This is a genomic window from Methylobacterium sp. Leaf100 (assembly GCF_001422845.1).
In the GTDB taxonomy this organism is placed as follows: domain Bacteria; phylum Pseudomonadota; class Alphaproteobacteria; order Rhizobiales; family Beijerinckiaceae; genus Methylobacterium.
This window is the reverse complement of sequence record NZ_LMMW01000002.1, coordinates 33,932-60,662: the sequence shown is the minus strand read 5'-3', so window position 1 is coordinate 60,662 and position 26,731 is coordinate 33,932. Positions and strand designations below refer to the sequence as shown.

The 26,731-nt window shown below is 68.5% G+C and carries 26 protein-coding genes; 11 read left to right on the top strand and 15 right to left on the bottom strand.

Annotation, left to right across the window (positions count from 1 at the left end):
• Nucleotide 1 precedes the first annotated feature (1 nt).
• Nucleotides 2-646, top strand: a complete 645-nt coding sequence (gmk, locus tag ASF25_RS03320) for a guanylate kinase (RefSeq protein WP_056173937.1) — start codon at nt 2-4, stop codon at nt 644-646.
• A gap of 1 nt (nt 647) precedes the next feature.
• Here the strand turns inward: gmk and ASF25_RS03315 are convergent, their stop codons facing one another.
• Complete coding sequence (locus tag ASF25_RS03315; RefSeq protein WP_056303246.1) at nt 648-1,694, bottom strand: lysylphosphatidylglycerol synthase domain-containing protein; 1,047 nt, start codon at nt 1,692-1,694, stop codon at nt 648-650.
• A gap of 70 nt (nt 1,695-1,764) precedes the next feature.
• The gene (locus tag ASF25_RS03310; protein ID WP_200918879.1) at nt 1,765-2,169 is read right to left on the bottom strand and encodes a hypothetical protein; all 405 of its coding nucleotides are present in this window, start codon (nt 2,167-2,169) and stop codon (nt 1,765-1,767) included.
• 242 nt (nt 2,170-2,411) lie between these two features.
• On the opposite strand from ASF25_RS03310, the gene ASF25_RS03305 reads away from it, so the two are divergent.
• A complete protein-coding gene (locus ASF25_RS03305) occupies nt 2,412-3,725 on the top strand; it encodes a hypothetical protein (RefSeq protein WP_056174171.1) in 1,314 nt (437 codons plus the stop codon).
• A gap of 109 nt (nt 3,726-3,834) precedes the next feature.
• Nucleotides 3,835-4,110, top strand: coding sequence for a hypothetical protein (locus tag ASF25_RS03300; RefSeq protein ID WP_056174174.1), 276 nt, complete (start codon nt 3,835-3,837; stop codon nt 4,108-4,110).
• Between the two features lie 105 nt (nt 4,111-4,215).
• Here ASF25_RS03300 and ASF25_RS03295 read toward each other — a convergent pair whose 3' ends face one another.
• From ASF25_RS03295 to ASF25_RS21730, 8 genes are all read right to left on the bottom strand, one after another.
• Nucleotides 4,216-5,583, bottom strand: a complete 1,368-nt coding sequence (locus tag ASF25_RS03295) for a sigma-54 dependent transcriptional regulator (RefSeq protein ID WP_056303244.1) — start codon at nt 5,581-5,583, stop codon at nt 4,216-4,218.
• A gap of 55 nt (nt 5,584-5,638) precedes the next feature.
• Nucleotides 5,639-5,983, bottom strand: a complete 345-nt coding sequence (gene fliN / locus ASF25_RS03290) for a flagellar motor switch protein FliN (protein WP_056173945.1) — start codon at nt 5,981-5,983, stop codon at nt 5,639-5,641.
• Nucleotides 5,984-6,001: 18 nt separating this feature from the next.
• The gene (locus tag ASF25_RS03285; RefSeq protein ID WP_056173948.1) at nt 6,002-6,589 is read right to left on the bottom strand and encodes a FliH/SctL family protein; all 588 of its coding nucleotides are present in this window, start codon (nt 6,587-6,589) and stop codon (nt 6,002-6,004) included.
• Complete coding sequence (gene fliG, locus ASF25_RS03280; protein WP_056173951.1) at nt 6,586-7,638, bottom strand: flagellar motor switch protein FliG; 1,053 nt, start codon at nt 7,636-7,638, stop codon at nt 6,586-6,588. The genes ASF25_RS03285 and fliG overlap by 4 nt, the downstream gene beginning before the upstream one ends.
• Before the next feature lie 44 nt (nt 7,639-7,682).
• Nucleotides 7,683-9,296 (bottom strand): flagellar basal-body MS-ring/collar protein FliF, encoded by a 1,614-nt coding sequence (fliF, locus tag ASF25_RS03275; RefSeq protein WP_056264277.1) that lies wholly within the window; start codon nt 9,294-9,296, stop codon nt 7,683-7,685.
• A 231-nt stretch (nt 9,297-9,527) separates the two neighbouring features.
• On the bottom strand, nt 9,528-9,803 hold the full coding sequence (locus ASF25_RS03270) for a DUF1153 domain-containing protein (protein ID WP_018044452.1): 276 nt from the start codon (nt 9,801-9,803) through the stop codon (nt 9,528-9,530).
• Nucleotides 9,804-9,904: 101 nt separating this feature from the next.
• A complete protein-coding gene (locus tag ASF25_RS03265) occupies nt 9,905-10,582 on the bottom strand; it encodes a flagellar hook capping FlgD N-terminal domain-containing protein (protein ID WP_056173954.1) in 678 nt (225 codons plus the stop codon).
• A 13-nt stretch (nt 10,583-10,595) separates the two neighbouring features.
• A complete protein-coding gene (locus ASF25_RS21730; protein ID WP_082502458.1) occupies nt 10,596-12,158 on the bottom strand; it encodes a flagellar hook-length control protein FliK in 1,563 nt (520 codons plus the stop codon).
• A 334-nt stretch (nt 12,159-12,492) separates the two neighbouring features.
• Between ASF25_RS21730 and mnmA the strand changes: the two genes are divergently transcribed.
• The 4 genes from mnmA to ASF25_RS03240 all read left to right on the top strand — a co-directional run bounded on the left by mnmA (nt 12,493) and on the right by ASF25_RS03240 (nt 17,337).
• Nucleotides 12,493-13,641, top strand: coding sequence for a tRNA 2-thiouridine(34) synthase MnmA (mnmA, locus tag ASF25_RS03255; RefSeq protein ID WP_056303240.1), 1,149 nt, complete (start codon nt 12,493-12,495; stop codon nt 13,639-13,641).
• 37 nt (nt 13,642-13,678) lie between these two features.
• Nucleotides 13,679-14,332, top strand: coding sequence for a class I SAM-dependent methyltransferase (locus tag ASF25_RS03250; RefSeq protein ID WP_056173964.1), 654 nt, complete (start codon nt 13,679-13,681; stop codon nt 14,330-14,332).
• Between the two features lie 391 nt (nt 14,333-14,723).
• Complete coding sequence (gene ilvD, locus ASF25_RS03245; protein WP_056173966.1) at nt 14,724-16,454, top strand: dihydroxy-acid dehydratase; 1,731 nt, start codon at nt 14,724-14,726, stop codon at nt 16,452-16,454.
• On the top strand, nt 16,441-17,337 hold the full coding sequence (locus tag ASF25_RS03240) for a tetratricopeptide repeat protein (protein ID WP_056303238.1): 897 nt from the start codon (nt 16,441-16,443) through the stop codon (nt 17,335-17,337). Before ilvD ends, ASF25_RS03240 begins: the two co-directional genes overlap by 14 nt.
• Before the next feature lie 30 nt (nt 17,338-17,367).
• Here the strand turns inward: ASF25_RS03240 and ASF25_RS03235 are convergent, their stop codons facing one another.
• Both ASF25_RS03235 and xth read right to left on the bottom strand, forming a co-directional pair.
• Nucleotides 17,368-17,994 (bottom strand): glutathione S-transferase family protein, encoded by a 627-nt coding sequence (locus ASF25_RS03235; protein WP_056264214.1) that lies wholly within the window; start codon nt 17,992-17,994, stop codon nt 17,368-17,370.
• Between the two features lie 90 nt (nt 17,995-18,084).
• Nucleotides 18,085-18,873 (bottom strand): exodeoxyribonuclease III, encoded by a 789-nt coding sequence (gene xth, locus ASF25_RS03230; RefSeq protein ID WP_056303236.1) that lies wholly within the window; start codon nt 18,871-18,873, stop codon nt 18,085-18,087.
• A gap of 107 nt (nt 18,874-18,980) precedes the next feature.
• Here xth and ASF25_RS03225 point away from each other — a divergent pair, with 107 nt between their 5' ends.
• The 3 genes from ASF25_RS03225 (at nt 18,981) to glpX (ending at nt 22,265) form a co-directional block, all read left to right on the top strand.
• Nucleotides 18,981-19,685, top strand: a complete 705-nt coding sequence (locus tag ASF25_RS03225; protein WP_056303233.1) for a ceramidase domain-containing protein — start codon at nt 18,981-18,983, stop codon at nt 19,683-19,685.
• A gap of 151 nt (nt 19,686-19,836) precedes the next feature.
• A complete protein-coding gene (locus tag ASF25_RS03220) occupies nt 19,837-21,159 on the top strand; it encodes a homoserine dehydrogenase (RefSeq protein ID WP_056173980.1) in 1,323 nt (440 codons plus the stop codon).
• 113 nt (nt 21,160-21,272) lie between these two features.
• On the top strand, nt 21,273-22,265 hold the full coding sequence (gene glpX / locus ASF25_RS03215; protein WP_056303231.1) for a class II fructose-bisphosphatase: 993 nt from the start codon (nt 21,273-21,275) through the stop codon (nt 22,263-22,265).
• 18 nt (nt 22,266-22,283) lie between these two features.
• Here the strand turns inward: glpX and ASF25_RS03210 are convergent, their stop codons facing one another.
• From ASF25_RS03210 to ASF25_RS03200, 3 genes are all read right to left on the bottom strand, one after another.
• Nucleotides 22,284-22,550: a YARHG domain-containing protein gene (locus ASF25_RS03210; protein ID WP_056173985.1), complete on the bottom strand. Its 267-nt coding sequence runs from the start codon at nt 22,548-22,550 to the stop codon at nt 22,284-22,286.
• A gap of 188 nt (nt 22,551-22,738) precedes the next feature.
• A complete protein-coding gene (locus ASF25_RS03205) occupies nt 22,739-23,608 on the bottom strand; it encodes a tetratricopeptide repeat protein (protein WP_056173988.1) in 870 nt (289 codons plus the stop codon).
• 265 nt (nt 23,609-23,873) lie between these two features.
• Entirely contained in the window at nt 23,874-25,748 is a 1,875-nt protein-coding gene (locus ASF25_RS03200; RefSeq protein ID WP_056173992.1) for an ABC-F family ATP-binding cassette domain-containing protein, read from the bottom strand.
• Nucleotides 25,749-26,042: 294 nt separating this feature from the next.
• Here ASF25_RS03200 and ASF25_RS03195 point away from each other — a divergent pair, with 294 nt between their 5' ends.
• On the top strand, nt 26,043-26,729 hold the full coding sequence (locus ASF25_RS03195; protein WP_056092281.1) for a Crp/Fnr family transcriptional regulator: 687 nt from the start codon (nt 26,043-26,045) through the stop codon (nt 26,727-26,729).
• Nucleotides 26,730-26,731: the final 2 nt, after the last annotated feature.

The window sequence follows — 26,731 nt, the reverse complement described above, 5'->3', positions numbered from 1 at the left end:
GATGCAGGCGACGGCGATCGAGCGGCGCGGGTTCATCCTCATCCTGTCCTCGCCCTCGGGCGCGGGCAAGACCACCCTGACGCGGGCCGTGGCCGGCGACCCGAAATGGGGCCTCGACCTCTCCATCTCGGTGACCACCCGCGCGCGCCGCCCCTCGGAAATCGACGGCAAGCACTACAACTTCATCGACCGCGAGGCCTTCGACGCCCTGCGCAGCGCCGACAACCTCCTCGAATGGGCCGAGGTGCACGGCAATTTCTACGGCACCCCGCGCCGCCCCGTGGAGAAGGTGCTGGGGGCCGGCCGGGACATGATCTTCGACATCGACTATCAGGGCACCCGGCAGGTGCGGTCCAAGCTCACCCAGGACGTGGTGACGGTGTTCATCCTGCCGCCCTCGCTCGCCGAGCTGCGCCACCGCCTGGAGCGCCGGGCCGAGGATTCGCCCGACACCATCGAGAAGCGCCTCGCCAACGCCCGGATGGAGATCCAGCGCTGGAGCGAGTACGACTACGTCATCGTCAACGACGACCTCGACGACGCCTTCCGCTCGCTCGAAGGCATCCTCATCGCCGAGCGGCTGAAGCGCGACCGTCGCACCGGCCTGACGCCGTTCGTCGAGGGCCTGCTCGCCGAGCCGGACTGAGCTACACCCGCGGTGAGACCACCGTGGCGCGGCGCGCCTCCAGCATCTGCCACGCGATGAGGGCCGGCACGCCCAGCACCACGTCGGGCACGCGCTTGGCCAGCGACAACGCCAGCGCCGTCCCGGGATCGAGGCCGAACAGGCCGCCGAGGAGCACGAACCCGCCCTCCTGCACCCCAAGGCCGCTCGGCACCGGGAACGCCGCGGACTTGATCGCCTGACTCAGCGCCTCGATCACCACGATCTCGGTCCACGTCACCCCCTCGACGCCGATGCAGGCGAGCGCGATCCAGATCTCGACGGCGCCCATGCCCCAGGCGAGGAGGTGGAGGCCGAATCCGGCCGCGAGCGCACCGCGCCGATCCGGGGCCCAGACCGCGTCGAGGGCGTCGTAGACCCCGCCCGGCGCGCCGTTCCGCGGCGTCACGGCCGCGCCAGCCCAGCGGCGCATCCGGTCGGTGGAACGGCGCACGAGGTCACGGGCCGCGCCGCTGCGCTGGACCGCGAAGAAAGCCGCGACGATCACCGCCGTCACGGCGAGCGCCCCCGCCGTCCAGGTCGCCAAGGCCTCGGCGGTGCCGCCGCCCACCTGCGCGAGCAGCACCACGCCGAGGAGCGCGAACAGCCCCTGGGTCGCCACCTGCATCAGCATGTCGACGAGGATCGAGGCCGCCGCCAGGGACCCCGCTACGCCCCAGAACGTCAGCAGGCGTCCCCCCACCACATCCCCCCCCACCGAGGCGACGGGCAGCAGCACGTTGATGCCCTCGCGCACGAAGCGCAGGATGAGGAACGCCCCCGTCTCAACCTGAGCGAGCCCCGCAACGAGCCGCGCCCAGGCGAAACCACAGGTTGCGACGATGGCAGCCCGCACCAGGACGATGCCGATGAGGCCGAGGGCGCCGATCCGCCCGAACGCCTCCCCGACCGCATGCAGATCGTGCGTCACCACGAGCCAGATCCCGAGGCCCAATCCCAGAATCGTCCCGATCAAGGGCAGCCGGCGCAGGAGCGCCCGGCCGATGGCGCCGGTCGAAGACGGCTTCATGATGGGCGATCCTGGCGGATCGAAACGCTTCGGATCTGCATCATCGTGGGGGGCGGATAGCCTCGGAAATTCAGGGCGCACGCGGCCCGGAACACGGATCTTCCGGAGTGCCGGGCGGCGTTAGCTTAGCTTTGGGGCCGAAATCGGGGAGGAGGGCGGCGAGGATCGCCCGACGGTCCCCCGCCGGGTCGATGAGGACGATGCGCCCCTCGGCGAGGCTCGCGGTCGTCGCCACCGCCACGGTGCGTTTCGGGCATGGACCGAGGCACCCGACCTCGACGAGGCGGGGCTTGAGGAGGCCCCCCTTCGACGACCCGCCGCACTCCTTCAGGGCGCGTTTGAGGATCGTGCGCACGGCGCCCTTGGGCAGTCCCTGACGCTTGGCGCATTTGGTGCAAACGAGAACGACATCACCGAATTTGGCCCGGGCGTACCGGATCTTATCGGGCGTCACATCGGTCAGGTCTCGTGTCATCGTGTTCCTTGGCGGGGCGGTCTGCCCGGCGTTCATTCGTTCCTGCGCTCGACCCGGCCGCTCGGGTCTAGCCACCCGGGCTCGACCGCTGAAGCCACGCCTTAAAAAGGGCCGAAAAACACGGGACTTCCCAGGGTAACGGCATGGGGTCGAAAGGGCTCCGCGCCGCCTCCGGTGCCATGGGTGCCGGAAGCGCGGTGTGGGGTCGCGTTCGCGCGCCGAGCCTTCAGGAATCCGATGCGATGAATGTCGACGAGGTCAAGCAGTCGGAGCGCCTGCGCGGGGTCATCGACCTCGCACTGCGGGCGGTCCCCGATCTGCGGCGCAACGCCGAGACCGTAGAACCGATCCCCACCGGCCGGGCGCCGACCCTCCTGCGCAGGGCGAGCGAACGCCTCGACTGGCGGCGCCTTCCCGGCCTGCGGCCGGCATCCTCCAAGCCGCCGAACCTCACCATCGACCTGATCCGCAACTTCAGCGTCTTCGTGCTGCTACCGACGCTGATGCTGGCGATCTATCTCTACGGTTTCGCCGCCAACCAGTACGTCGCCGAAGCACAATTCACCGTCCGGGGCAATGTCGAGCCCATGGAGGAGGCTTCGGTCGGCCAGTTCGCCGACCTGATCCAGAAGCATAACAGTCAGGACAGTTTCATCGTCAAGGACTATATCCAGAGCCAGACGCTGGTGTCCAAGATGGAAGAAACGTTGAAGGTCTCGGCGATGTTCGCCCGTGACGAGGCCGATTTCTGGACCCGCTATCGGCCGCCCCAGCCCATCGAGGACCTGGCTCGATACTGGCGTAAGCATGTCATCGCCCGCATCGACGTGATCTCGGGCGTGATCACCCTGACGGTTCGCGCCTTCACGCCGCAGGATGCGCTCGCGATCTCCAAGGAGGTGATCGCGCGCACCGAGGTGCTGATCAACCAGATCTCGCGCGCGGCCCAGGCCGATCTCGTCGCCCATGCCGAAGCCGATGCCGTGCGGGCGCAAACACGCCTGCGCGAAGCCCACCTCGCCCTTCAGAAATTCCGCAACCGCTGGGGCATCATCGATCCGATCAAGGCGGCGGAAGCGACGCTGACGACCCTCGGCAGCCTGCGCAAGGATCAGCTCAAGGCCGAAACCGATCTCCAGGTTCTTCGCGGCTCGAACCTCGACGAGAAGTCCCGCAGCATCCAGACCCTGGTCGCCAACCTCGCGGCGATCCAGCAGCAGACCAAACGGCTTCAGGATCAGCTGACGACGGAAGGTCTCTCGGGTTCCGACCCGTCGAACAACATGACCCGGGCGCTGCTCGAATACGAAGGGCTGCAGGTCGAGAAGACCATCGCGGGCAAACTGAACGAATCCGCCAATCTCATGGTCGATCGGGCCCGCGTCGCGGCCACGAAGCAGCAGATCTTTCTGGCGACCTTTGTGCCGCCGGATTTGCCCATCGCCTCTCTGTATCCGCAACGCGGGTATGCCCTCGTCGTCGGCTTCTTCTGCTTCCTGGTGGTGTGGAGTTCCATCGCCCTGATCGTCGCCGGTCTGAAGGATCAGCGTCTCTGAGGCTGCGACCGATCCGGCCGGATCGGATCGCGGCTCTCGGTCAGCGGTTCGTCGTGGTATCTCGCCGAGCCGGCATTCCCGCCCGCCCATGCGTCACAGCCGGAACGACATGTCCGAATTCTCCGACCTCATCGCTCGCGCCGTAAACCCGTCCATGACGCGCGAGGCACGGGAATCCGTCTACGGCGTGGTCAAGGAAGCGGTGCAGCGCCTCCAGACCCGCGATGGACTGGCGGCGGACGACCCACGCATCGCGCTGCAGCAGCACCTCGTCGAGGAGACGATCCGCGACGTCGAAGCCGATATCGCCCGCTTCGTGTCCCTGGAGAAGCTCGAGCGGGCGCACGCGGCCCAGGTCGCCGACGAGGCCGCGCGGAACCGCTGAGGGCCATGGGGGGTGAGCAGAAGCCCAATCTCCCGCAGAGCGGGATCCCGGAGAGCCAGCGACGGACCTTGGAATGCTCGTCGGAGCGCCTCCTGCGCCCGGGCGTCAGCCGTAGGCGGCAGCCGCCCGCGCGCTGCCGGGTTCGGCCACGCTCAGACCGGCATCGACATACTCGTTGAGCTTGTTCCGCAGGGTCCGGATCGAGATGCCGAGGATCTTGGCGGCATGCGTCCGGTTGCCGAGGCAATGGTCGAGGGTGTCGAGGATCAGGTCGCACTCCACCTGCGCCACCGTCTGGCCGACGAGGCCGCGGGTGGCGGCTTCGGCGACGCGCGCGGCACGCTCGGCCGGACCGGCGGCGGGACCACCGATGCTTTCGCCCTCGGGCGTCAGGATCGCGTCGGGGCCGATCTCCGGACCGGAAGCCAGCAGAACCGCCCGGTGAAGGGTGTTCTCGAGTTCCCGCACGTTGCCGCGCCAGGGATTGGCACGGACGAGCCCCTGCGCCTCGCGGCTCAGGGGTCGCACGGGCACGCCGTTCACCTCGGCGTATTTCCGGGCGAAGTGGCCGGCGAGTTCGAGAATATCGGCGGGGCGCTCACGCAGAGGCGGCAACTTCAGGTGAACGACGTTGAGGCGGTAGTATAGATCCTCGCGGAACGTGCCCTTTCGAACCTCGTCGAGGAGATTGCGGTTCGAGGTCGCGAGCACCCGGATATCGACCTTGACCGGCGCCGAGCCGCCGACCCGGTCGATCACCCGCTCCTGGAGGGCACGCAGCAGCTTCGATTGCAGCCGTACGTCCATCTCCGAGATCTCGTCGAGGAGGAGGGTGCCGCCACTGGCTTCCTCGAAGCGGCCGATGCGGCGGGCGACCGCGCCGGTGAAGGCACCCTTCTCATGGCCGAACAGCTCGGATTCGAGGAGCGCCTCGGGGATCGCCGCGCAATTGACGCAGACGAAGGGCTTGGCCGTGCGGTTCGACTTGACGTGGACGTGACGGGCCAGCACCTCCTTGCCGGTGCCGCTCTCGCCGGTGATGAGCACGGACGCCTCCGAGCGGGCGACCTGTTCGGCGAGCTTCACCACCCGCTCCATGGAAGCATCCCGCCAGACGAAGGCACGCCCGTCTTCGGAGACCGCCTGCAGCACCGCGGCGATGAGCTCGGGGTCGGGGGGCAGGGGAATGTATTCGCGTGCGCCCGCCTGGATGGCCGCCACCGCCGCCTTGGCATCGGTGGCGATGCCGCAGGCGATCACGGGCGTGCGGATGCGTTCGTCGGTGAGCGCGGTGACGAGTTCGCGGATCGGCAGACCGACATCGATCATGATGAGGTCGGCGCCCTTGGCCCGCAGCACAGCCAGTCCCTGCGGCAAGCTCTCGGCGTTGGTGACCGCCGCTCCCCGGTTCATGGCGATCTTGGAAGCGGTGACGAGTTCGCCGTTGAGGCGTCCGATGATGAGAAGCCGCATGGCTCAAGGTCTCCGTGTCGGGGCCGCGCGCGGGCGCGCGGTGGGCCGGGAATGGTCAGTGATCGTTCTTGATGATCTCGGTCATGGTCACGCCGAGGCGCTCCTCCACGAGGACGACCTCGCCACGGGCGACGAGGCGGTTGTTGACGAAGATGTCGATGGCCTCGCCGACCTTGCGGTCGAGTTCGAGCACGGCACCGGGCTGGAGCCGCAGCAGATCACCGATGGGCATGCGCGAGGAGCCGAGCACCGCCGAGACCACCACGGGCACGTCGAAGACCTGTTCGAGGTCGGCTGCACTCTTGGGTGTGGTCGGCGCCTCACGGATGGATTCGGTGCCGAGTCCATCGAAGGACGCATCCATTCCATTGAGCTGCGGCAGGGTGAAATCGTCCGACATGGTCTGGCTTTCAAAGGATCAGGCGTTGAGGCCGAGGGCATCGAGCACGGCGGCTTCGATGCGGGCGCGGTCGCGCACCACACCGCCGTCGGCCCATTCCATCCGGGCATCCCCCGGAGCGAGGTCGGGTTCCCCGAGAACCACGAGGCGGCCCTCGAAGCCACGCTCGCGCGCCAGACGCTTCACCAGGGCTTCGGCTTCGTCGACGAGGCTCTCGTGGACGCGGACCACGAGGTGAGGCACGCCGCGCAGATGCTGTAGGGCGGAACGGGCCGCATCGCCGATGGCGGCCAGGGGCTGCGCATCGAGGGCCTCGCCGGCGATGCGCCGGGCCAGCGCCACGGCGAAATCCATGGCCTGCGCCTCGCGCTCGGCGTCGCGTGCGTCCGCCTGGCCGAGCAATCCGGCTGCGGCGAGCCCGAGGCGCGTAAGGGCATCGGCCATGCGACCCTGCGCCTGCATCTCGGCCTGGGCGCGGCCCTCCTGCACGCCACGGGCGTAGGCGTCGGCCACCGCCTCGGCCAGGGCCGCATCGTCCTTGGGCGAGGCGACGCTGGCGGGGCGGGGCCGGAAGTCGGTGTCGAACAAGAAGGGACGGGCGTTCAATAGACCAGTTCCTCTTCACCACTCGACTTGGCGATCATGATCTCGCCCTTCTCGGCCAGGTCCTTGGCGAGTTCGGTCATCTTGGCCTGGGCCTCGTCGACCTCCTTGAGGCGGATCGGCCCGAGCGATCCCATCTCGTCGGTGATGTTCTTGGCCGCCCGGGTGGACATGTTCGACAGGAAGAAGCCGCGCACGCGCTCCTCCGCCCCCTTCAGGGCCCGGCACAGGGTATCGTTGTCGATCTTGCGCAGGAGGGTCTGCACGCTGCCCGGATCGAGCTTCAGCAGATCCTCGAAGGTGAACATCAGCTGGCGAATCTTCTTCGCCGACCCACGGTTGGCCTGATCGAGGGCGGCGAGGAAGCGGCCTTCCGTCTGGCGGTCGAAGGCGTTGAACACATCGGCCATGAGCTCGTGGGCGTCGCGCCGCGTCGTCTGGGCGATGGTCGAGACGAACTCGACGCGCAGGGTCTCCTCGATGTGGCGCAAGGCCTCCTTCTGCACCGTCTCCATGCGCAGCATCCGGTTCAGGACGTCGATGGCGAAATCCTCGGGCAGGATGGTCAGTACCTTGGCGGCGTATTCCGAGCGGACCTTCGAGAGAACCACGGCCACCGTCTGCGGGTACTCGTTGCGCAGGAACGAGGCGAGGATCTCGGGATCGATCTGGGTCAGGCTCGCCCAGACCCGCTTGCCCGAGGCCCCTTTGATCTCGGCCATGATCGAGGAAACCTGATCCTGCGGAAAGATCTTGAGGAGAAGCGATTCGGTCCGCTCGAAGTTCGACGTGATGCCGCCGCCCGACGACAGGCGCGAAACGAAATCGACGATGAGTTTCTCCACGGTCTCGGCCTCGAGGGAGCCGAGCTGGACCATGGCGTGCGAGACCTTCTTGACCTCGTCCTCGTCGAGCATCTGCCAGATCGGCGCACCTTCGGTATCGCCGAGCAGCAGGAGGAGGGCGGCGGCGCGCTGGGTGCCGGGCATGGCGGCGAAGGCCGCTCCGCCGGCATTGGCCAGTTCCGCCGCGATGTTCAAACCCGAGGACATGGCCTCAACTCCTTAAGGACGACGCGCGAAAGGCTAGGCGGATCTCAGTTGTCGTTGATCCAGTTGCGCAGGACCTCGACGGTCTCGCCGGGGCTGGCACGGACCATGTCGACCACTCGTTGCACGGTTTCGGCCTGAACCTGGCCGTTGATCTTGGCGAAATCGACGAGGCGGGCGGTCGGGTTGTCGCGTGGCGCCATCATCGCATCCAGCGCAGGGTCGCCGGTGCTCGCGGACGGGCCGGCCACCAGTGCGATGGCGACGGGCTCGGCGGTGAGCACCCTGCGCAGGAGCGGACGCACCACGGCGAGCAGCACGATGAGGGTCAGCATGGCCAGGACCGTCAGCTCGACGATGCGCATGACGTCCTCCTTGGAGGGAGACATCAGGGACTGGACGAGGCTCGGCTCGATGAACTCGGGCGGGGCCGGAGCCTCCGCGAAGCGAAGGTTGACCACCTCGACCTGATCGCCGCGCGCCTTGTCGAAGCCGATGGCCGTGCGCACCAGGGTCGTGATGCGTTCGACTTCGGCCGCCGGGCGCGGCTGGTAGGTGGGTTTGCCGTCGGCCCCCGGCACGTAGGCTCCGTCGACGAGGACCGCCACGGAGAGCCGCTTGACCCGGCCGCCCTCGACAACTTCGGTCTTGGTCACCCGCGAGATCTCGTAGTTGGTGGTCTCTTCGTTCTTGTTCGTGGAATCCTTCTGGGCCGGGGCGGCGCCCGGCTGATTGGCTCCGGGCAGTTCGTTGCCGACGCTGACGGCTCCCTCGGTCCCGCCCGTCAGGGAGGTCTCGCTGCGGGTCTGGGTCGAGCGCACCACGCGGCTCTCGGGATCGAAGCTCTCGGAGCGGCTCTCGATGCGGTTGACGTCGAGTTCGGCGCTGACCTGCACCCGGGCGCGGCCGGCACCGACGATGCCGGCGACGATCTCCTCGATCTGCGCGCGCAGGCGCCGTTCGAGGCCGACCTGCTTCTCCTCGAGCCCGAGCCCCTTGTCGGCCTCCGCGTCACGGGCGCCATCGGCGAGAAGTCGGCCGCGCTCGTCGACGATGGAGACCCGCTCGGGCTTGAGCCCCTCCACCGCCGAGGCGGTGAGGTGGCGGATGGCGCGGACCTGGGACGGATCCAGGTCGCCCATGAGCTTGAGCACGATGGCGGCGCTCGGCGTCTCGCGGTCACGGTCGAACAGGCGCCGCTCGGGGATCACGAGGTGGACACGCGCCGCCTGGACCCGGCCGATGGCGCGGATGGAGCGGGACAGTTCCCCCTCGAGGGCCCGCAGGTGGTTCACGTTCTGGACGAAGTTGGTGGACGAGAACGCATCGCCCTTGTCGAAAATCTCGTACCCCACACCCGCCTGGCCCGGCAGCCCCTTGCCGGCAAGATCCATGCGCAGGCGGGGAAGATCGGCGCGGGGAGCCATGATGGTCTGACCGGCATCGCCCTTGGTCTCGTACTTGATGCCCCGCGCATCGAGGTCGCGGATCACCGCGGAGGAGTCGGACATGGACAGGTCGGCGAACAGCACGCCCATGTCGGGCTTCGAGACGCGAAGGATCACGAAGGCGAAGAAACCGATCAGCGTCATGGTGACGGCGGCCATGGCGGCCAACCGCGCCGGCCCCAACTTCATCACCAGTTCGAGAACCGATTTCACCGCGCGACGCACCCACCCGAACAAGCGTGGCGGACACCCCGCCCCCGCCCGGCAAAATTTGCCCAGGCCGTGGTTAGCGAGCGGTTAACGATGCGGAGACCATCGCGGGAATCCGAACGAGCGCCCCCCGAAAACACGAAAAAACCGCGTCCCCTGGGGGGCGCGGTCTTTCGAGAGGATCGGCGGGCGCTTTCCCCGTCGGACGAGGCGGTCCCGGTCAGATCCGTTTCGTCAGTGCCGGTAATGCTGGATGCGCGTGGTGCGCAGGCCGGCAAGGCCGTGCTGGTCGATGGAGAACTGCCAGCTGAGGAACTCCTCGGTGGTGAGGGTATAGCGCTGGCAGGCCTCCTCCAGGCTGAGCAGGCCACCCCTCACGGCGGCGACCACCTCGGCCTTGCGACGGATCACCCAACGGCGGGTAGTCGTCGGGGGAAGATCGGCAATGGTTAATGGACTACCATCAGGCCCGATCACATACTTCACTCTCGGGCGGCTTGGTTCGGTCATGATACGCTCTACAACTCGACTGACCTGTCGAGATTGGAAGCTACTTGCCTCCACTTAAAATATGTTGAAGCGGAACGATTGCATCTGATTCGTCTCGACGCTCATGTGGACAACCCTGTTCCGATGCTCCGCACGCTGCCGATCGGAACCCGTGCAGAGTCGATCAGGAGGACCGGTGCGGTGCCGCTGAGATCGATCCCGTCGACCTTGCCGGTGATCTGCGTATCGACGTTCACCTGGGTCCCCGTCGCGTCGCGGGCATCGACCTTGATGGAATAGGTTCCCGACGGCGCGCTCATCCCCGTGGATGCCCGCCCGTCCCATACATAGCTCTGCGCCCCGGCCGGCATGGCCTTGCTCTGCGTCGCCACCACGTTGCCCTGGGCATCCGTGATGGTGATGGTCGCCTGGGTGGCGGCGCGCGAGGGCGTCAGGGTCCAGGTGGCCGAGCCGCCGGCCAGATCGGCGGTCTTGCCGTCGGCGGTCACGGTCTGGCCGATGAAGCCCGTGGCGGAAGCCGAACTCGACGCCTTGGCGTTGGTGAGGATCGAGTCGAGGCGATCATTGGACTTCAATTGCTGCTCGACGCCGGCGTACTGCACCAGCTGCTGGGTGAACTGGTTGGTGTCCATCGGGTCGAGGGGATTCTGATTCTTGAGCTGCGTCGTCAGCAGCGTCAGGAATTGCGTGAAGTTGCCCGCGATCTCCTGGGCGGACGTCCTGGTGGTCGAACTCGCCGACGCGGCGGTGTTCGCCAAGCTGCTGATGCCGGATGACATATCGGATGCCCCTTCAGATTCGGATGTCGAGGCCGGTCAGGCCCCTCAGGGTGCGTACGGGGATGGCTTCGAGGGCGGCGCGGCCCTCGGGCTGGTGGGAAAGGCCCGGTCCACCGGAGCGGCCATCGGGGCGGCGCCCGTCGGAGCCCTGGTTCTCCGTGCCCTGGCCGCCGGACTGCGTGTCGCTGCGCAGGGACAGGCTGATGTTGGCCTCAGGGGCGTCGAGGCCGGCCTGCGAAAGGGCCTGCTGCAGGCTGCCGGCATCGCGCTGGAGCAGGGCGAGGGTCTCGATGCGGTCGACGACGAGATGTGCCATCACCGTCCCGCGCTCCTTGTCGATGTCGAGGCTGACGTCGATGCGTCCGAGTTCACCGGGATCGAGCCGGATCTCGAAATGGTTCGAACCCTGAAGTGAGCGTAGGCCGATGGTCATCGGCACGGCTCCCAACGGTACGGCGGGCGCGGCGGCTTGCGGCGCGGGGGCGGCCGTGACCGACGCACCGGACGCCGCCGTTGCGGCGGGCGCGGCCGAGAAGCCCGGCACGAGCGCATCGAAATTCTCCCGGACGGCGGACAACCCTTCGGGCATGGCGAACGCCGCGACGGGCTCGGCGCTGCCGAACGCCTCGTGCACGGCCACCGCCGCATCGGACTTGCCGCCGAGTGCCGGATCGAACGTTCCGGCCGCCGATATGTCCGGCCGGGCTAGGGTATTCTGCCCAGCGGCGGCGGGCGCCCCGCCCCTGGACGACGGGACGCCCCCGGATGGAAGCTGGAGCTGCCCCGTCGAGGACGAGACTTGCCCAGTCACGGCTGAGGCCTGACCCACCGCATCCTGCCCCCCCGACACCGCGTCCCCAGCGACGGATGTCTGTCCCCCTTGGCCGGGTCCTACTTGGAGCATGGGCTGGGGCGGAGGGGGCGCGGGCAGAACGCCGAAGCCCATGAGGGAGATGGCCGGCTCGTCGGCCGACAGCCCGGCGGGGTCCGTGTCCTCCTCCGTCCCGTCGCCGGCACCCACTTCCGAGGGGCCGGTGATCGCCGCGATATCCGAACTGGCGAGGACCGCCCCGGCCATGCCCGCCTCGGGGGAGCCCGCAGCGCCGGCCGGAACGGGGGCGACGACGCCTGCCCGGTCCTGCGACAGGGCGTCCGTCCCAGCCCCAGCCTCGCCGAATGGGCCGGCATTCGCCTTTGTCGAGACCTTCGCCGGAGGAGCCGGCACGTCACGCACGGCTCGAACGGGCGCCGGTGAGCTTTCAGCCCCGGATGAATCGATCCTCAATGGCCCGGCCTTGGTCCGTTCCGTGGTCCGGGTCTGCCCCGTGTCGATGTCCGGCGTCCGGGCTCGCTCGGATCGGCTGGCGATGTTCGCGCGGGCAAGCTCGGCCCGGGCGGTCTGCGTACGGGCGTCCGGTGTACGGACGTCCTGGGACCGGGTGGCCACAGTCGCACGGGACGGTTCGGGATCACGAACGACGAAAGCGGCCCGTGCCGGGGCTTGCGCCGAAATACGGGGGGCGGTCGGCGTCGCACGGCGCAGGAGAAAATCCGTTTCGAGGAACGTCTGCGCCATGGGTCCAAGGTCTCCTTGTCGGATCCTGGAGCAAGGGCTGCGCCAGCCTCCCGAACCAGTCAATATCCTGTAAAGGCGCGATTTTTTCGTCTCGGCCCGAAGGCGATCCGGCGAAATCTGCGCGTCGCCCGGCAGAACTTGCCGGGTCTGCAGCGGGATGCCCGACTTCGCGTAAGCCGTTTCGTTCCTATAGACGCGCGCTCTTCGAAGGCGCGGCCCGAGTCCGTTCCGGTGGCGATCGGCCCTGCCGGCCCTATCCCTGGAACTCGGGCGCAAGGAACGCTATAGACTCGCGACCGGGACCGGACCGGCCCCGTCGGTGAAACCTGGCGCGATGAATTCCCTCGATCTTCCCAAGGCCCCGCACGAGACGCGTGTCGTCGTCGCCATGTCCGGCGGCGTCGATTCCTCCGTCGTGGCCGGCCTCCTGAAGCGCCAGGGCTACGACGTCGTCGGCATCACGCTCCAGCTCTACGATCATGGTGCAGCGACCCATCGCAAGGGCGCCTGCTGCGCCGGCCAGGACATTCACGATGCCCGCCGGGTCGCCGAAGTCCTCGAGATCCCGCATTACGTCCTCGATTACGAGGATCGGTTCCGGGAATCGGTGATCGACCGGTTCGCCGAGAGCTACCTCGCGGGCGAGACGCCGATCCCATGCGTCGAGTGCAACCGGTCCATCAAGTTCCGCGATCTCCTCGCCACGGCGCGCGACCTCGATGCGGACGCCCTGGCGACGGGCCATTACGTCGCGAGCCGGCCCATGCCGCAGGGCGGACGCGGACTGTACCGCGCCCTCGATCCCGCCCGCGACCAGAGTTATTTCCTCTACGCCACCACGGGCGAGCAGCTCGATTTCCTGCGCTTTCCCTTGGGTGAATTGCCGAAGGACGAGACCCGGCGCCTCGCCCATGAGCTCGGCCTGTCGGTCGCACAGAAAGCGGACAGTCAGGACATCTGCTTCGTGCCGCAAGGGCGCTACGCCGACGTCATCGCCCGCCTGCGCCCGGACGCTGCCCGGGCCGGCGACATCGTCGATCTCACCGGCCGAGTCCTCGGTCGCCACGAGGGGATCGTCAACTACACCGTCGGCCAGCGCCGGGGCCTGCGCCTCGCCGTGGGCGAACCGCTCTACGTGGTGCGCCTGGAGCCCGACACCGCCCGCGTGGTCGTCGGCCCGCGCGAGGCCCTGGCCACCAGTCGCATTCGCCTCACCGACGTGAATTGGCTGTCCGAAAACGTGCCGGTCGATCTGCCCGTGGCCGTGCGGGTCCGGTCGACGCGGGAGCCGCGCCCGGCCCATCTCACCCTCGACACCGCCGCCGGCACCGCCGAGGTCGTTCTGGCGACGCCCGAGGACGGCGTCTCGCCGGGCCAAGCCTGCGTGATCTACGCGGATGACGGCCCGCGTGCGCGGGTGCTCGGCGGTGGCACCATCCGGCGCATCGACGCGTTGCAGGCTGGAGCCGCGCAGGCGGCCTGACCCACTCTTCCACTTCCCACAGGACTTCGAGATCGACATGCTGAGCGAGCCGCGGGAGGCCGGTCCGAGCACCGCCCTGATGCGCAAGGCCTATGCCCGCTGGGCGCCGGTCTACGACGTCGTCTACGACAAGCTGACCGAACCCGCCGCCCGCGACGCCGTGGAAGCGGCCGTGGCCTGCGGTCCGCGCATCCTCGAAGCCGGCGTCGGCACCGGCCTCTCCCTGGGGTACTACCCGCGCACCAGCTTCGTCTGCGGAGTCGATCTGTCCGAGGACATGCTGAAGCGCGCCCGCGCCAAGGTGCTCCGGCGCGGCCTCACTCACGTGCGCGGTCTCCAGGTGATGGACGTCTGCCGCCTCGGCTACGCCGATGCCAGCTTCGACGCCGTGGTGGCCCAGTTCCTCATCACCCTGGTGCCGGATCCGGAAGGCGCATTGTCGGAGTTCCTGCGGGTGGTACGGCCGGGCGGCGAGATCGTGCTCGCCAACCATTTCGGTCAGACGGACGGGCCGATGGCCAAGGTCGAGGAGATCGTCGCCCCGCTCTGCACCAAGATCGGGTGGTCGTCCGACTTCAAATCCACACGGATCGAGGCCTGGGCCCGCACCAACGGCGTCGAGTTCATCGGCGTCGCCCCGACCTTCCCGGGTGGCTTCTTCAAGATCCTGCGGATGCGCAAACGCGCCTGACACCGAAACCCCGCGAACCTCTGAATCCGGCCCGGCGCGTCCCGCACGCTCCGGGCTTCTTCATGATTGCGGCTTGGAATTTCATCCTCCTCCGAAGGTCCTTCGCGCGGTCGCACCGGACTAAAGCGTGGCTGTGGCGAGGTCGCAACACCCCAAAACCATCCAGACTTTGCCTTGGGAGGCGCCAGCCCCCGCCGCGATCCCGCCATAAACCGGGACCACCTCATGCCGTGCGGTAAACGGTAGTCCCCCCAACGATTTACCGCAGAGTTCCGAGTCATTCGACGAGTGAACCACGTGGGTTCGCACGCCACCCGCGTGGGGTCGTGCGGCACACCGGAGGACCGGACCTCATGTCCAAGCGTAGCAGGCCGGGGCGGCGAGATTGACCATGGACGCGCGCACCACCGACAAGTCCAAGCTTCCGAGCCGTCACGTGACGGAGGGACCCGAGCGCGCGCCCCACCGCTCGTACCTCTATGCCATGGGCCTCACCAAGGAGCAGATCCATCAGCCGCTCGTCGGCGTGGCTTCGTGCTGGAACGAGGCGGCGCCCTGCAACATCTCGCTGATGCGTCAGGCCCAGGCCGTGAAGAAGGGGGTTTCGGCCGCCAACGGCACCCCGCGCGAGTTCTGTACCATCACGGTCACCGACGGTATCGCCATGGGGCATGCCGGCATGCGCGCCTCCCTGCCGTCCCGCGAAGTCATCGCCGATTCCGTCGAACTCACCATGCGCGGCCACGCCTACGACGCCCTCGTGGGGCTGGCCGGCTGCGACAAGTCCCTGCCCGGCATGATGATGGCCATGGTGCGCCTCAACGTGCCGTCGATCTTCATCTACGGCGGCTCGATCCTGCCCGGCTCGTTCCGGGGTCGGCCCGTCACGGTGCAGGACCTGTTCGAGGCCGTGGGCAAGGTCGCGGTGGGCGATATGTCCCTCGACGACCTCGACGAGCTGGAACAGGTCGCCTGCCCGTCGGCCGGCGCCTGCGGCGCCCAGTTCACCGCCAACACCATGGCGACCGTCTCCGAGGCCATGGGTCTGGCGCTGCCATACTCGGCCGGTGCCCCGGCTCCCTACGAGATCCGCGACAGATTCTGCATGACGGCGGGCGAGAAGGTGATGGAGCTCATCGCCAAGAACATCCGTCCGCGCGACATCGTCACCCGCAAGAGCCTCGAGAACGCGGCGGCAGCGGTGGCCGCTTCGGGCGGTTCCACCAACGCGGCCCTGCACCTGCCGGCCATCGCGCACGAATGCGGCATCAAGTTCGACCTGTTCGATGTCGCCGAGATCTTCAAGCGCACGCCCTACATCGCCGACCTGAAGCCGGGCGGGCGCTACGTCGCCAAGGACATGTTCGAGGTCGGCGGCATCCCGCTTCTCATGAAGACGCTCCTCGACCACGGCTTCATGCACGGCGACTGCATGACGGTGACCGGCCGCACCATGGCGGAGAACATGGAGCGGGTGCACTGGAACCCGGACCAGGACGTGGTGCGGGCCGCCAACACGCCCCTCACACCCACGGGCGGCGTCGTCGGCCTGCGCGGCAACCTCGCCCCCGAGGGCGCCATCGTGAAGGTCGCGGGCATGCCGGCATCCGCCCAGGTCTTCACCGGCCCGGCCCGGGTGTTCGATGGCGAGGAGGCCTGCTTCGAAGCGGTCCAGAAGCGCACCTACAAGGAAGGCGAGGTTCTGGTCATCCGCTACGAGGGCCCGAAGGGCGGCCCCGGCATGCGCGAGATGCTCTCGACCACCGCGGCTCTGTACGGCCAGGGCATGGGCGACAAGGTCGCCCTCATCACCGATGGCCGGTTCTCGGGCGCGACGCGCGGGTTCTGCGTCGGCCATGTCGGCCCGGAAGCCGCCATCGGCGGCCCCATCGGCCTGATCCGGGACGGCGACGTCATCACCCTGGATGCGATCAACGGCACCCTCGACGTCGCCGTGAGCGACGAGGAGTTCGCCACGCGCCGGGCCGCTTGGACGCCACGGACCAACTCGGCGACGTCCGGCTACCTGTGGAAGTACATGCAGACCGTCGGTCCTGCCGTGGACGGCGCGGTGACCCATCCGGGCGGCGCCGAGGAGACGCACACCTATGCCGACATCTAGGACCGCCCTCGGCCGCCCCGTGCGGCCGGACCGGGCCGCCCAGGATCGGCTGACGCGCGGACGGCTGCGCGTCGCCATGGCGGCCGGGCTCCTGTTCCTGTGCGGAATGCCCGTGGAGGCGCTCGACGCCACTGCACGCACACCTGTGCCCCCGGCGGGCTATCGCACCGCCCGCGAGGCCCTGCGCTCGGGCGTGCGCGACTACAACGCCGGCGACAAGGAAGGCGCCGCGCGTGCCCTCGAATACGCCGCCGGCCAGGGCCACGCCCTCGCCCTGTGGAAGCTCGGCCGCATGTACGCCGAGGGCGACGGCGTGCCCCACGACGACCTCAAGGCGTTCGAGTTCTTCTCGCGCATCGCCGACGACACCACCGACGACGGGCCCGACGCTCAGAATTCGGGCGTGATGGCCAGCGCCTTCACGGCTTTGGGCGCCTACTTCCTCGACGGGATCAAGGGCACATACGTGCGCCCCAACCCCGAGCGCGCCTACGACATGTTCAACTACGCGGCGTCGTATTTCGGCGACCCGAACGCCCAGTACAACCTCGCCCGGCTCTACCTCGACGGCACCGGCGTCGAGGCCGATCCGCGCCAGGCCGCGCGGTGGTTCAACCTCGCGGCCGAGAAGGGCCACGCCCCGGCTCAGGCGCTCCTCGGCGAACTCCTCATCAACGGCCAGGGCGTGCCGAAGCAGCGCGCCCGCGGTCTGATGTGGCTCTCCCTGGCGCGCGAGGCCGCGCAGGGCCGTAAGGACGACTGGATCGTCACCCTGTACGACAAGGCCTGGACGGCCGCGAGCGAGGACGACCGCCTGACCGCCCAGGCACAGGCCCTCCAGGCGCAGGCCCAGGTCACCGGATCGGCCCGGCGCCGACGCTGAGGTACAAGCCGCAGCGTCGGGCCGTCCGGCCTACGGGTTCGTGCGCGCCGCGAGCGCCGTGATGAAGGACGGACGCTCCAGGGTCGTGGCGACGTAGCGGGCGAGCTTCGGCCAACGCACGGCATCGACCTTCTCGTCGGCCAGGTGCAGGTTGTGGAAGCCGGTCACCACCGAGATATCCGCGATGCTGAAAGCGTCGCCCACAAGGTACGGCCCGTCGATCTGCGCTTCGAGGTAATCGTAAATCTTCGGCAGATCCTCGTTCAGCGCCTTCGTGACAGCGGCTTCGTCGCCCGGCTGGCCCAGCAATTTGGGCTTCACGACCCGGTTGGCGAAGGGGGCGATGATCACCGGAAACATTTCCGTATCGCCGAACTTGTCGAACCAGACCGCCCGGCCGCGTGCCTTGGCTTCCGTTGGCAACAGCGGCGGAGTCGGATGTTTCGCCTCGATGTAGAACAGGATTGCGGACGAATCCGCGAGGAGGAAACCGTCGTCGTCCATGGCCGGGATCTTGCCGAGCGGGCTGGCGGACTGAAAGTCGGCATCGGGATCGTGGAAGAACAAGGGAATGTGCTCGGCGCTCTGACCCTTCTCGGCAAGCGCCACGAGGACCTTGCGGACGTAAGGGGAGTAGCCGGTACCGTAGAGTTTCACGTGGGAAGGCTCCTGTTCCAGAGGGACGCGGCGTGGCAACCCGCCACCGGCCCCTTGGTTCAGGAAAAACCGACCCGAGCGGGATGCAGGTCAGGCGAGTTCCACCGTCACCGGTACGTGGTCGGACGGTTTTTCCAGCCCGCGCAGATGCTTTTGTACCGAGGCCGAGACCAAGCGATCGGCGGCCCGGGGCGAGAGCAGGAGGTGATCGATGCGAATGCCGGCATTCCGGTTCCAGGCACCGGCCTGATAATCCCAGAACGTGTAGAGGCCGGGCTTCGGATCGCAGGCCCGTAAAGCCTCGGTGTAGCCCTCGGCCAGGAGCGTGCGGAAAGCCGCACGGGTCTGGGGCAGGAAGAGCGCGTCATTCACCCAGGCCGCCGGATCGGACGCGTCCTCGGGCTCTGGGATGACGTTGTAGTCGCCTGCGAGCACCACGGCTTCCTCGCTGGTCAGGAGATCGCGGGCGTGGTGCCGCAGGCGCTCCAGGAACGCGAGCTTGTAGGGGTATTTCGGGCTGTCGACGGGATTGCCGTTGGGCAGGTAGAGCGAGGCGACCCGCACGGGTGCCGTATCGTCCCCCGTGATCAGGCCTTCGATGTACCGGGCCTGCTCGTCGGTCTCGTCGCCGGGCAAGCCGCGCCGGACCTCGCTCAGCACGAGGGGGGCCCGCACCAGCAGGGCGACGCCGTTATAGGCCTTCTGCCCCAGGGTCTCGACGGCATACCCCGCCCCTTCGATCTCGGCGCGCGGGAATGCCTCGTCCTGGCATTTCAGTTCCTGGAGGCAGACCACATCGGGCTTGGCCTCGTCGAGAAACGCCACGAGGTGGCCGACCCGCTGCTTGATGGAATTGACGTTCCACGTGACCATCCGCATGGGGCTTGATGTCCTGAACCTCGGCGTCGCCCGTCATCGGGGCTTCGCGCAGCGGTGGCAAGCCGTCGGGGCGATCGCGAAGTCGAAGATGGACCGGGAAAAAGGATATGCCCGACACGTGGTTCGCGCCGCTCCAGGCCTATTGCGAGCGAACCGACGCGACATTCTGGGCCGAGCCCATCAACGCGGTCTCGAACGCGGCCTTCCTGGCGGCCGCGTTCGCGGTGATGCGGCACGAGGGGAGGGGCAGGCGACCCGACGCTCCCGTGCGAATGCTGGCCGGACTCGTCGCCCTGGTCGGCCTCGGCTCGTTCCTGTTCCATACCCTGGCGGTACGCTGGTCGCTCCTGGCCGATGTCATTCCCATCGCGCTGTTCATCCACGCCTACTTCTTCCTGGCCTTGCGGCGCTTCTTCGATCTCGGGTCGGGGCCGGCCCTGGGTCTGACGTTGCTGTTCGCCGGGGTCGGCTTCGGTCTGGAACCGGCGTTGACGGCCTTGAGCGGCAGCGATGTCGATGCCGTCAGCAACGGCTCCATCGGTTACGTCCCGGCGATCCTGGCGCTCTTCGGTGTCGGCGCCGGTCTCGCCCGCTCGCACGGAATCCCTCAAGCACCGGCGCGGCACGGGGCCGGGCGGGCGCTCCTCGGCATCGCCGCCCTGTTTGGCGTCTCCCTGGCTTTCCGGACCCTCGACCGGAGCCTGTGCGCGAGCGTACCTCTGGGCACGCATTTCCTATGGCATGTCCTCAATGTCGGCGTCCTCTACGGGCTCCTCGTGACAGCCCTTCGCCACGGCGCACGGAAGGCTTGAGCACGCCGTCGGCGGGTTTGTTGCACCCCCTGGAAATTCGTTGCAGAAGAGCCCGCCGCTCCCGACCGGGGCGAACGGAATGCCCCGTGGACGGTCGCCCTGTGCCGGGCAAGCCCTGGACGGGCCACTGGAAGATGACGGATCGCGCGCCATGAAACAGCCCCTCCGCCTCGGAGTCGCCGGCCTCGGCACCGTCGGTGCCGCCGTGGTCCGCATGGTCGCCCGCCGGGCCGACGCGCTCGCTGCCGCCAGCGGCCGCGAGGTCCGGGTCGCCGCCGTGTCGTCGCGTGATCGAGGCCGAGACCGCGGTCTCGACTTGACGGGCGTCACCTGGTTCGACGACCCCGTGGCACTTGCCGCGAGCCCGGACATCGATTGCGTGGTCGAGCTCATCGGTGGCGCCGAGGGTCCGGCGAAAGCCACGGTGGAAGCGGCACTCGCGGCCGGCAAGCACGTGGTCACGGCCAACAAGGCGTTGCTGGCGCGGCACGGCGCCGCCCTGGCCCGGGCGGCGGAAGCGAAGGGCGTCAGCCTCGCCTACGAGGCGTCCGTCGCCGGCGGCATCCCGGTGATCAAGGCCCTGCGCGAGGGGCTCACGGGCAACGCCGTGTCGCGCGTCTACGGGATCATGAACGGCACCTGCAACTACATCCTCACGCGGATGGAGCGCGAGGGCCTGACCTTCGAGGCCTGCCTCAAGGATGCGCAGGCCCTCGGCTACGCCGAGGCCGACCCGACCTTCGACGTCGAGGGCTTCGACACCGCCCACAAGCTCGCCATCCTCACGAGCCTCGCCTTCGGCGTGGAGATCGACGCCGAGGGCGTGTCGGTGGAGGGCATCTCGGCGATCCAGCCCCTCGACCTCACCATGGCGGAGGAGCTGGGCTACCGCATCAAGCTGCTTGGGGTCGCTCAGGTCGCAGAGGGCGGGATCGAGCAGCGCGTACACCCGACCATGGTGCCGAAATCCTCGGCCATCGCCCAGGTGATGGGTGTCACCAACGCGGTGACGATCGACGCCGACGCGGTCGGTGAACTCACCCTCATCGGCCCCGGTGCCGGCGGCGAGGCCACGGCCTCGGCGGTCGTCTCCGACATCACCGACATCGCGGCGAACGTGAACCGCCCGACCTTCGGCCGACCCAACGCGGATCTCGGCCCCTCCCAGCGCGTCGCCATGCAGCGGCACGAGGGCGGCTACTACATCCGCCTCACGGTCCACGACCGGCCCGGCGTCGCCGCGGGTGTCGCCACCCGCATGGCCGAGCGCGACATCTCCATCGAGAGCATCCTGCAGCGCCGTTCGGAGAGCGCGGCCTCCAAGGACCCGCACGGCCGCTCGGGCCAGCCCGTACCCCTCGTGCTGATCACCTACGCGGCCACCGAAGGAACCATCCGCGCGGCCCTCGACGCCATCGCGGCCGATGGTCTGCTGGCGGAGGCGCCCCAACTCATCCGGATCGAGCGGGAATAGGCGCCCGGCGCAAGATTTCGCTGGAACACCGGAAGAAAACGCCCGGAACAGTAGTGTTTCTCGAACTTTAGTTCATAGAGAGCGCACGAACGGCGAGAGGCGCGGACAGGTCCATGGCGTACGGCAAGACACCCCCCGGCGGTACCGTCGATCGTACCCTGGCCCTGGAACTGGCACGGGTCACGGAGCGCGCCGCCATCGCCGCCGCCCATCTGCGCGGCCAGGGCAAGGAGCGGGAGGCGGATCAGGCCGCCGTCGATGCCATGCGGGTCGAGTTGAATACGCTTCCCATCGACGGCACCGTGGTGATCGGCGAGGGCGAGCGCGACGAGGCGCCGATGCTCTACATCAGTGAACGCCTCGGCACCGGAGCGGGCCCGAAGGTCGATATCGCCGTCGATCCCCTCGAAGGCACCACCCTGTGCGCCAAGGACATGCCCGGCGCCATCGCGGTGATGGCGCTGGCCGAGGCCGGGTCCTTGCTGGCCGCCCCCGACGTCTACATGCAGAAGATCGCCATCGGCCCCGGCTATCCGGCGGGTCTCGTCGATCTCGATGCCAGCCCGGCCGACAACATCGCCGCCCTGGCGCGCCACAAGGGGATCGACCCCGCCCAGATCACCGCCATCATCCTCGACCGGCCACGGCATATGGCCCTGGTCGCCGCCGTGCGGGCGACGGGCGCCGGTATCCGCCTGATCTCGGACGGCGACATCGCCGCCATCATCCACACCACCAGCCCGGACGAGACCGGCGCCGACATCTACCTCGGCATCGGTGCCGCCCCCGAGGGTGTCATCGCCGCCGGGGTGCTGCGCTGCATCGGCGGCCATATGCAGGGCCGGCTCATCCTCGACAGTCACGAGAAGCGCGAGCGCGCGGCACGGATGGGCATCAGCGACCCGAACCGGAAGTACGAGCTCCACGACATGGCGCGCGGCGACGTCATCGTGGCGGCCACGGGGGTCACGGACGGAGCCCTCCTGAAAGGCGTGCGGTTCAAGCAAGGGCACGTCGAGACCGAGACGGTGGTCTATCGCTCGGCCACCGGCACCGTGCGCCGGATCATCGGCGAGCATCGCCGGACCCGCCCCTTCGAAGGCTGACGATGGGACGGCCGGGACTCAGTCCCGGCAGCCGTTCCGTTGCTCTTCACGCACGATATCGGCAATCTTCGCGCGATCGCGGGCGGAAAGCGGGACATCGCGGATTTCGTCGTAGCGGCAATCGGCGTTGCCGAAAGCCTTGATGCCGCGGGCCGTCTTGAAGCAGTAGCCGGCCTCGGCATAGACGGCATTGCGCTCGCCCCAGAACGCGTCGCACGGAAAGGCGGCCCAGGCCGGTGCGGCAGTCGGGACGAAAAGGCAGACAAGGATCAGACGACGCAGCATCGGAGAGCTCCCATGGATGCGCGATCCTGCCGCGTTTTCACGATGCCGCACATGTCCTCAGCCGTAAATTCCGAGCCGAGATTGCCCGGAGGCAGGCAAGCTTTCCCAGGCGGGGGCTCTCCGAGGCCCAAGAACTCCGCTCGATTGCTCCGGACCAGGCCGAGCCCGCTATCGAGCGGAGGCTGCCGTCAGTTGAAGAGCGAACCCACACCGCCCTGGACGCGCCCGAGGCCCTGCTTGGCGATGGGATTGCCGGGGTCGAGCTGCGCGGCGCGCTGGTAGCTCTCCATCGCCTCCTTGCGGCGGTTGGACTTCTCGTAGGCGACGCCGCGATAGGCCCAGGACGTCGCGTCCTTGTTGTTGACGTTGAGCGCCGCGTTGTAGTCCTCGATGGCCTTGTCGAACTGGTTGGTGGCAATCAGGCTCTGGCCGCGGGCGGCGTAGGGAGCGGCGACGAACGGGTTGCGGTCGATGGCGGCGTCGAAATCACCGATGGCCTGGGTGTTCTGGTTCTGCTTCTGCCGCACGAGCCCACGCGCGTGATAGGCCTCGGCTGATTCCGGCGTCAGGCGGATCGCCTGGTTGAGGTCGTTGCCGGCGCCTTCGAGGTCGCCCTGGGCGCGCAGCACGTTGGCGCGGCCGATATAGGCCGGGCCGTAGTTCGGGTCCGCCGCGATGGCCTTGGAGAAATCTCCGAGCGCAGCGTCGTTGCGGCCGATCTGGCGGTTGGCGAGCGCGCGGTTGTTGTAGGCCGAGGCCGAGTTCGGATCGATCTGCACCGCCTTGGTGAAATCGCCGATGGCGTCGTTGAACTGGCCCGAGCGCGCATAGGCCGCGCCGCGCGTGACATAGGCGGCGGCATCGTTCGGGTTGCGCTGGATCACTTCGCTGAGCGAGGCGATGTTCACGTTGGTGGCGCCCGTGGTGTCGGTCTCGAGGACGGCGAACTGCTTCGGCGCACCGGCATTGCCATAGGTCTCGCACCCACCGAGCGCGACCGCCACGAGGGCGGCCCCGATCAGCCCCGCCTTCGATGCCCGCAGCGTCAGAACCGTCATGAACCCGCTCCCCCCGGGCGTCCGTGCCCTGCACGGTACCGCCCAACCAACTTGTGCCCGAACCTGAGGCCGCCCCGATCCGCGAGCCCGCGCCGGAACGGTCGCGCATCGCGGTGAACGCACACTTAAGAAAGCGCCGTTCCCGACCCTCAAGCCCGGCGATGTGGCGAACGTATGGCTCGTGACACCGATGGGCTCCGGGGAGCCCCGGCGCCGGTCAAACGCTTCGGCCGTGTGGTGCCGGGGCCGCAGGTCAAGGCCTCCGTCAGGCTTCCGCGGCCTCGATGGCGCCGCTGAGTTCGAGCCACTCCTCCTCGGCCGATTCGAGGGCGCTGGCGGCGTCGGAGCGCATCTTCGCGAGTTCGCCGGCCTTGGCGGCGTTGGCCTGGAACGCGGTACCATCGGCGAGCGCCGCGTCGATCTTGGCCATGGCCTCGGCGAGCTTCTTCATGCGCGCCTCAACCGCCTCGATCTTCTTGCGCAAGGGAGCGAGGGCCACCCGGCGTTCGGCATTGGAGCGCCGCTCCACCGCCTTGACCCCGCCGGCCGCCTCGGACGCCTCCTTCTCCGCCGGCCGCTCGGGACCGGCGAGGACGAAGCGGCGATAATCGTCCATGTCGCCGTCGAAGGCCTTCACGCTGCCATTGGCGACGAGCCAGAGCCGATCGGCACAGGCCTCGACCAGGAAGCGGTCGTGGGACACGAGGATCACGGCCCCTTCGTAATCGTTGATCGCCTCGACCAGGGCCTGCCGACTCTCGATATCGAGGTGGTTCGTCGGCTCGTCGAGGATGAGCAGGTGTGGCCCCTTGAAGGCCGCGAGGCCCATGAGGAGACGTGCCTTCTCGCCACCCGAGAGCTGGGAGACGGGCGTTTCGGATTTCGTGCCCGAGAAGCCGAGCCGCGCGGCGGCGGCGCGTGCCTTGGATTCCGGCACGTCCGGCATGAGGTCTCGGACATGGGCGTAGGCGCTCTCGGCGGGGCGCAACTCGTCGAGCTGGTGCTGGGCGAAGTAGGCGACCTCCATCTTGCCCGAGCGGCGCATCTCCCCGCTCAACGGCGGCAGGCGTCCGCCGATGAGCTTGCAGAAGGTCGACTTGCCGTTGCCGTTCGCCCCGAGCAGGGCCACGCGGTCGTCGGGGGCGAGGGACAGGTTGAGCCCCGACAGCACGATGCGGTCGGGGTAGCCGGCCTGGACCCGCTCCATGGCGACGATGGGCGGCGAGAGCGGCCGCTCCGGACTCGGCAGGCGGAAGGCCGGCACGTCGTCCTCGATCACCGAGGCGATGATCTCCATCTTGGCGAGCCGCTTGACGCGGGACTGCGCCTGGCGCGCCTTCGTCGCCTTGGCCTTGAACCGATCGACGAAGCTCTGGAGATGCGCCCGCTCGGCGTCCTGCTTCACCTTGGCCTTGGCCTGGAGCGTGCGCTTCTCGGCGACCTGCCGGGCGAACGAGGTGTAGCCGCCCCGGTAGATCGCGAGCTTGCCCCGATCGAGGTGCAGGATGTGGTCGACGCACTCGTCCAGCAGGTCCCGGTCGTGGGAGATGATCACCGCCGTGCGCGGATAGCGTTCGAGGTAGTCGTACAGCCAGATAGTGCCTTCGATGTCGAGGTAGTTGGTCGGCTCGTCGAGCAGAAGCAGGTCGGGCTCGGAGAACAGCACCGCGGCGAGGGCCACGCGCATGCGCCAGCCACCCGAGAAGTCGGAGCACGGGCGGCCCTGCGCCTCGGCATCGAACCCAAGGCCGTGCAGGATCGCCGCCGCGCGGGCGGGTGCCGAATGCGCTTCGATGTCCACGAGCCGGGTCTCGATCTCGGCCCGGCGCAGGCCGTCGGCGTGTTCGGCGTCCGCCATCAGGCGCGCGCGCTCGGTGTCAGCCGCGAGCACGACGGCGTGCAGGGTCTCGGGGCCGGCCGGGGCCTCCTGGGCGACGGCGCCGATGCGCATGCCCTTGGGCATCGACACGGTTCCGCCCTCCGTCGGCAACTCGCCGAGGATCGCCCGGAACAGGGTGGTCTTGCCGGCCCCGTTGCGGCCGACGAGCCCGACCCGGGCCCGGTCCGGAATGACGAAGGTGGCGCCGTCGAGGATCAGGCGCTCGCCGATGCGATAGGTAAGGTCGTTGACGCGCAGCATGGACGGCGTTCTGGCGCCGTGCCCCGGCCGTGGCAAGCGTCGCACCGCGGTTTCGAACCCTCCCGGACGGTTTCCCCGCCGGCGCGCCGGATCGGACGCGTTCCGAGGCGGCGGGATCGGCGCGGGGCGGGCCTATCCACGCCGATCTGGGAGGCGGCGGCTTGACCGCTCCAGACCCGGCGGTCACCATCGCGGCGCGGTAAGGACCTGTCAGGTGCCGGGCTAGAATGCCGGATCGGCGGCGATCCCCTTGAGGTCAGGATCGGGCGCAGGGCGCCACCAGGAGTTTTTTCGATGAGTCGGCTGGCGACAATCCCGTTCTTCAAGGAACCGGGAATCGAGTTGTCGTCCTACGAGACGCGCTGTCATTGGCGCCGGTTCGACGAGAACGAGGTCCTGGTCGACTACGACGACGTCTCAACCGACGTGTACTTTCTCGCCTCCGGCGAGGTTCGCATCCTCAACCGGTCGCAATCCGGCAAGGAGGTGATCCTCGGCGAGATGCGCGGCGGCGCGTTCTTCGGCGAACTCGCAGCACTCGATGGCATCGGCCGTTCGGCCAACGTCACCGCGCTGACGCGGGGCGAGGTCTGCGTGGTGCCGGCGCCGATCTTCCGCCAGATGATCTTCGCCTCGGAGGCCATCGCCGACCGGCTGTTCCGCCTCCTCGCCAAACGCGTGCGCGAACTCAACACCCGCATCATGGAGCACGCGCTCCTCGATCTGCGTCATCGCCTCTACGCCGAACTGCTCCGCCTCTCGGTGCCGCGCACGGGCGGGGACGGCGCGCGCGTCGTGACCCCACCGCCCTATCACCACGTGCTCGCCGCCCGCATCGGCTGCCGGCGCGAGCAGGTGACCCGCGAATTCACCGTCATGGCGGCCGACGGTCTCATCGACCGCACCCGCGGTGCCCTCGTGATCCGCCGGCCGGACCTGCTGGAGGCCCGCGTGGCCGAGGCTCTGCGGGAGGACAGCTGAAC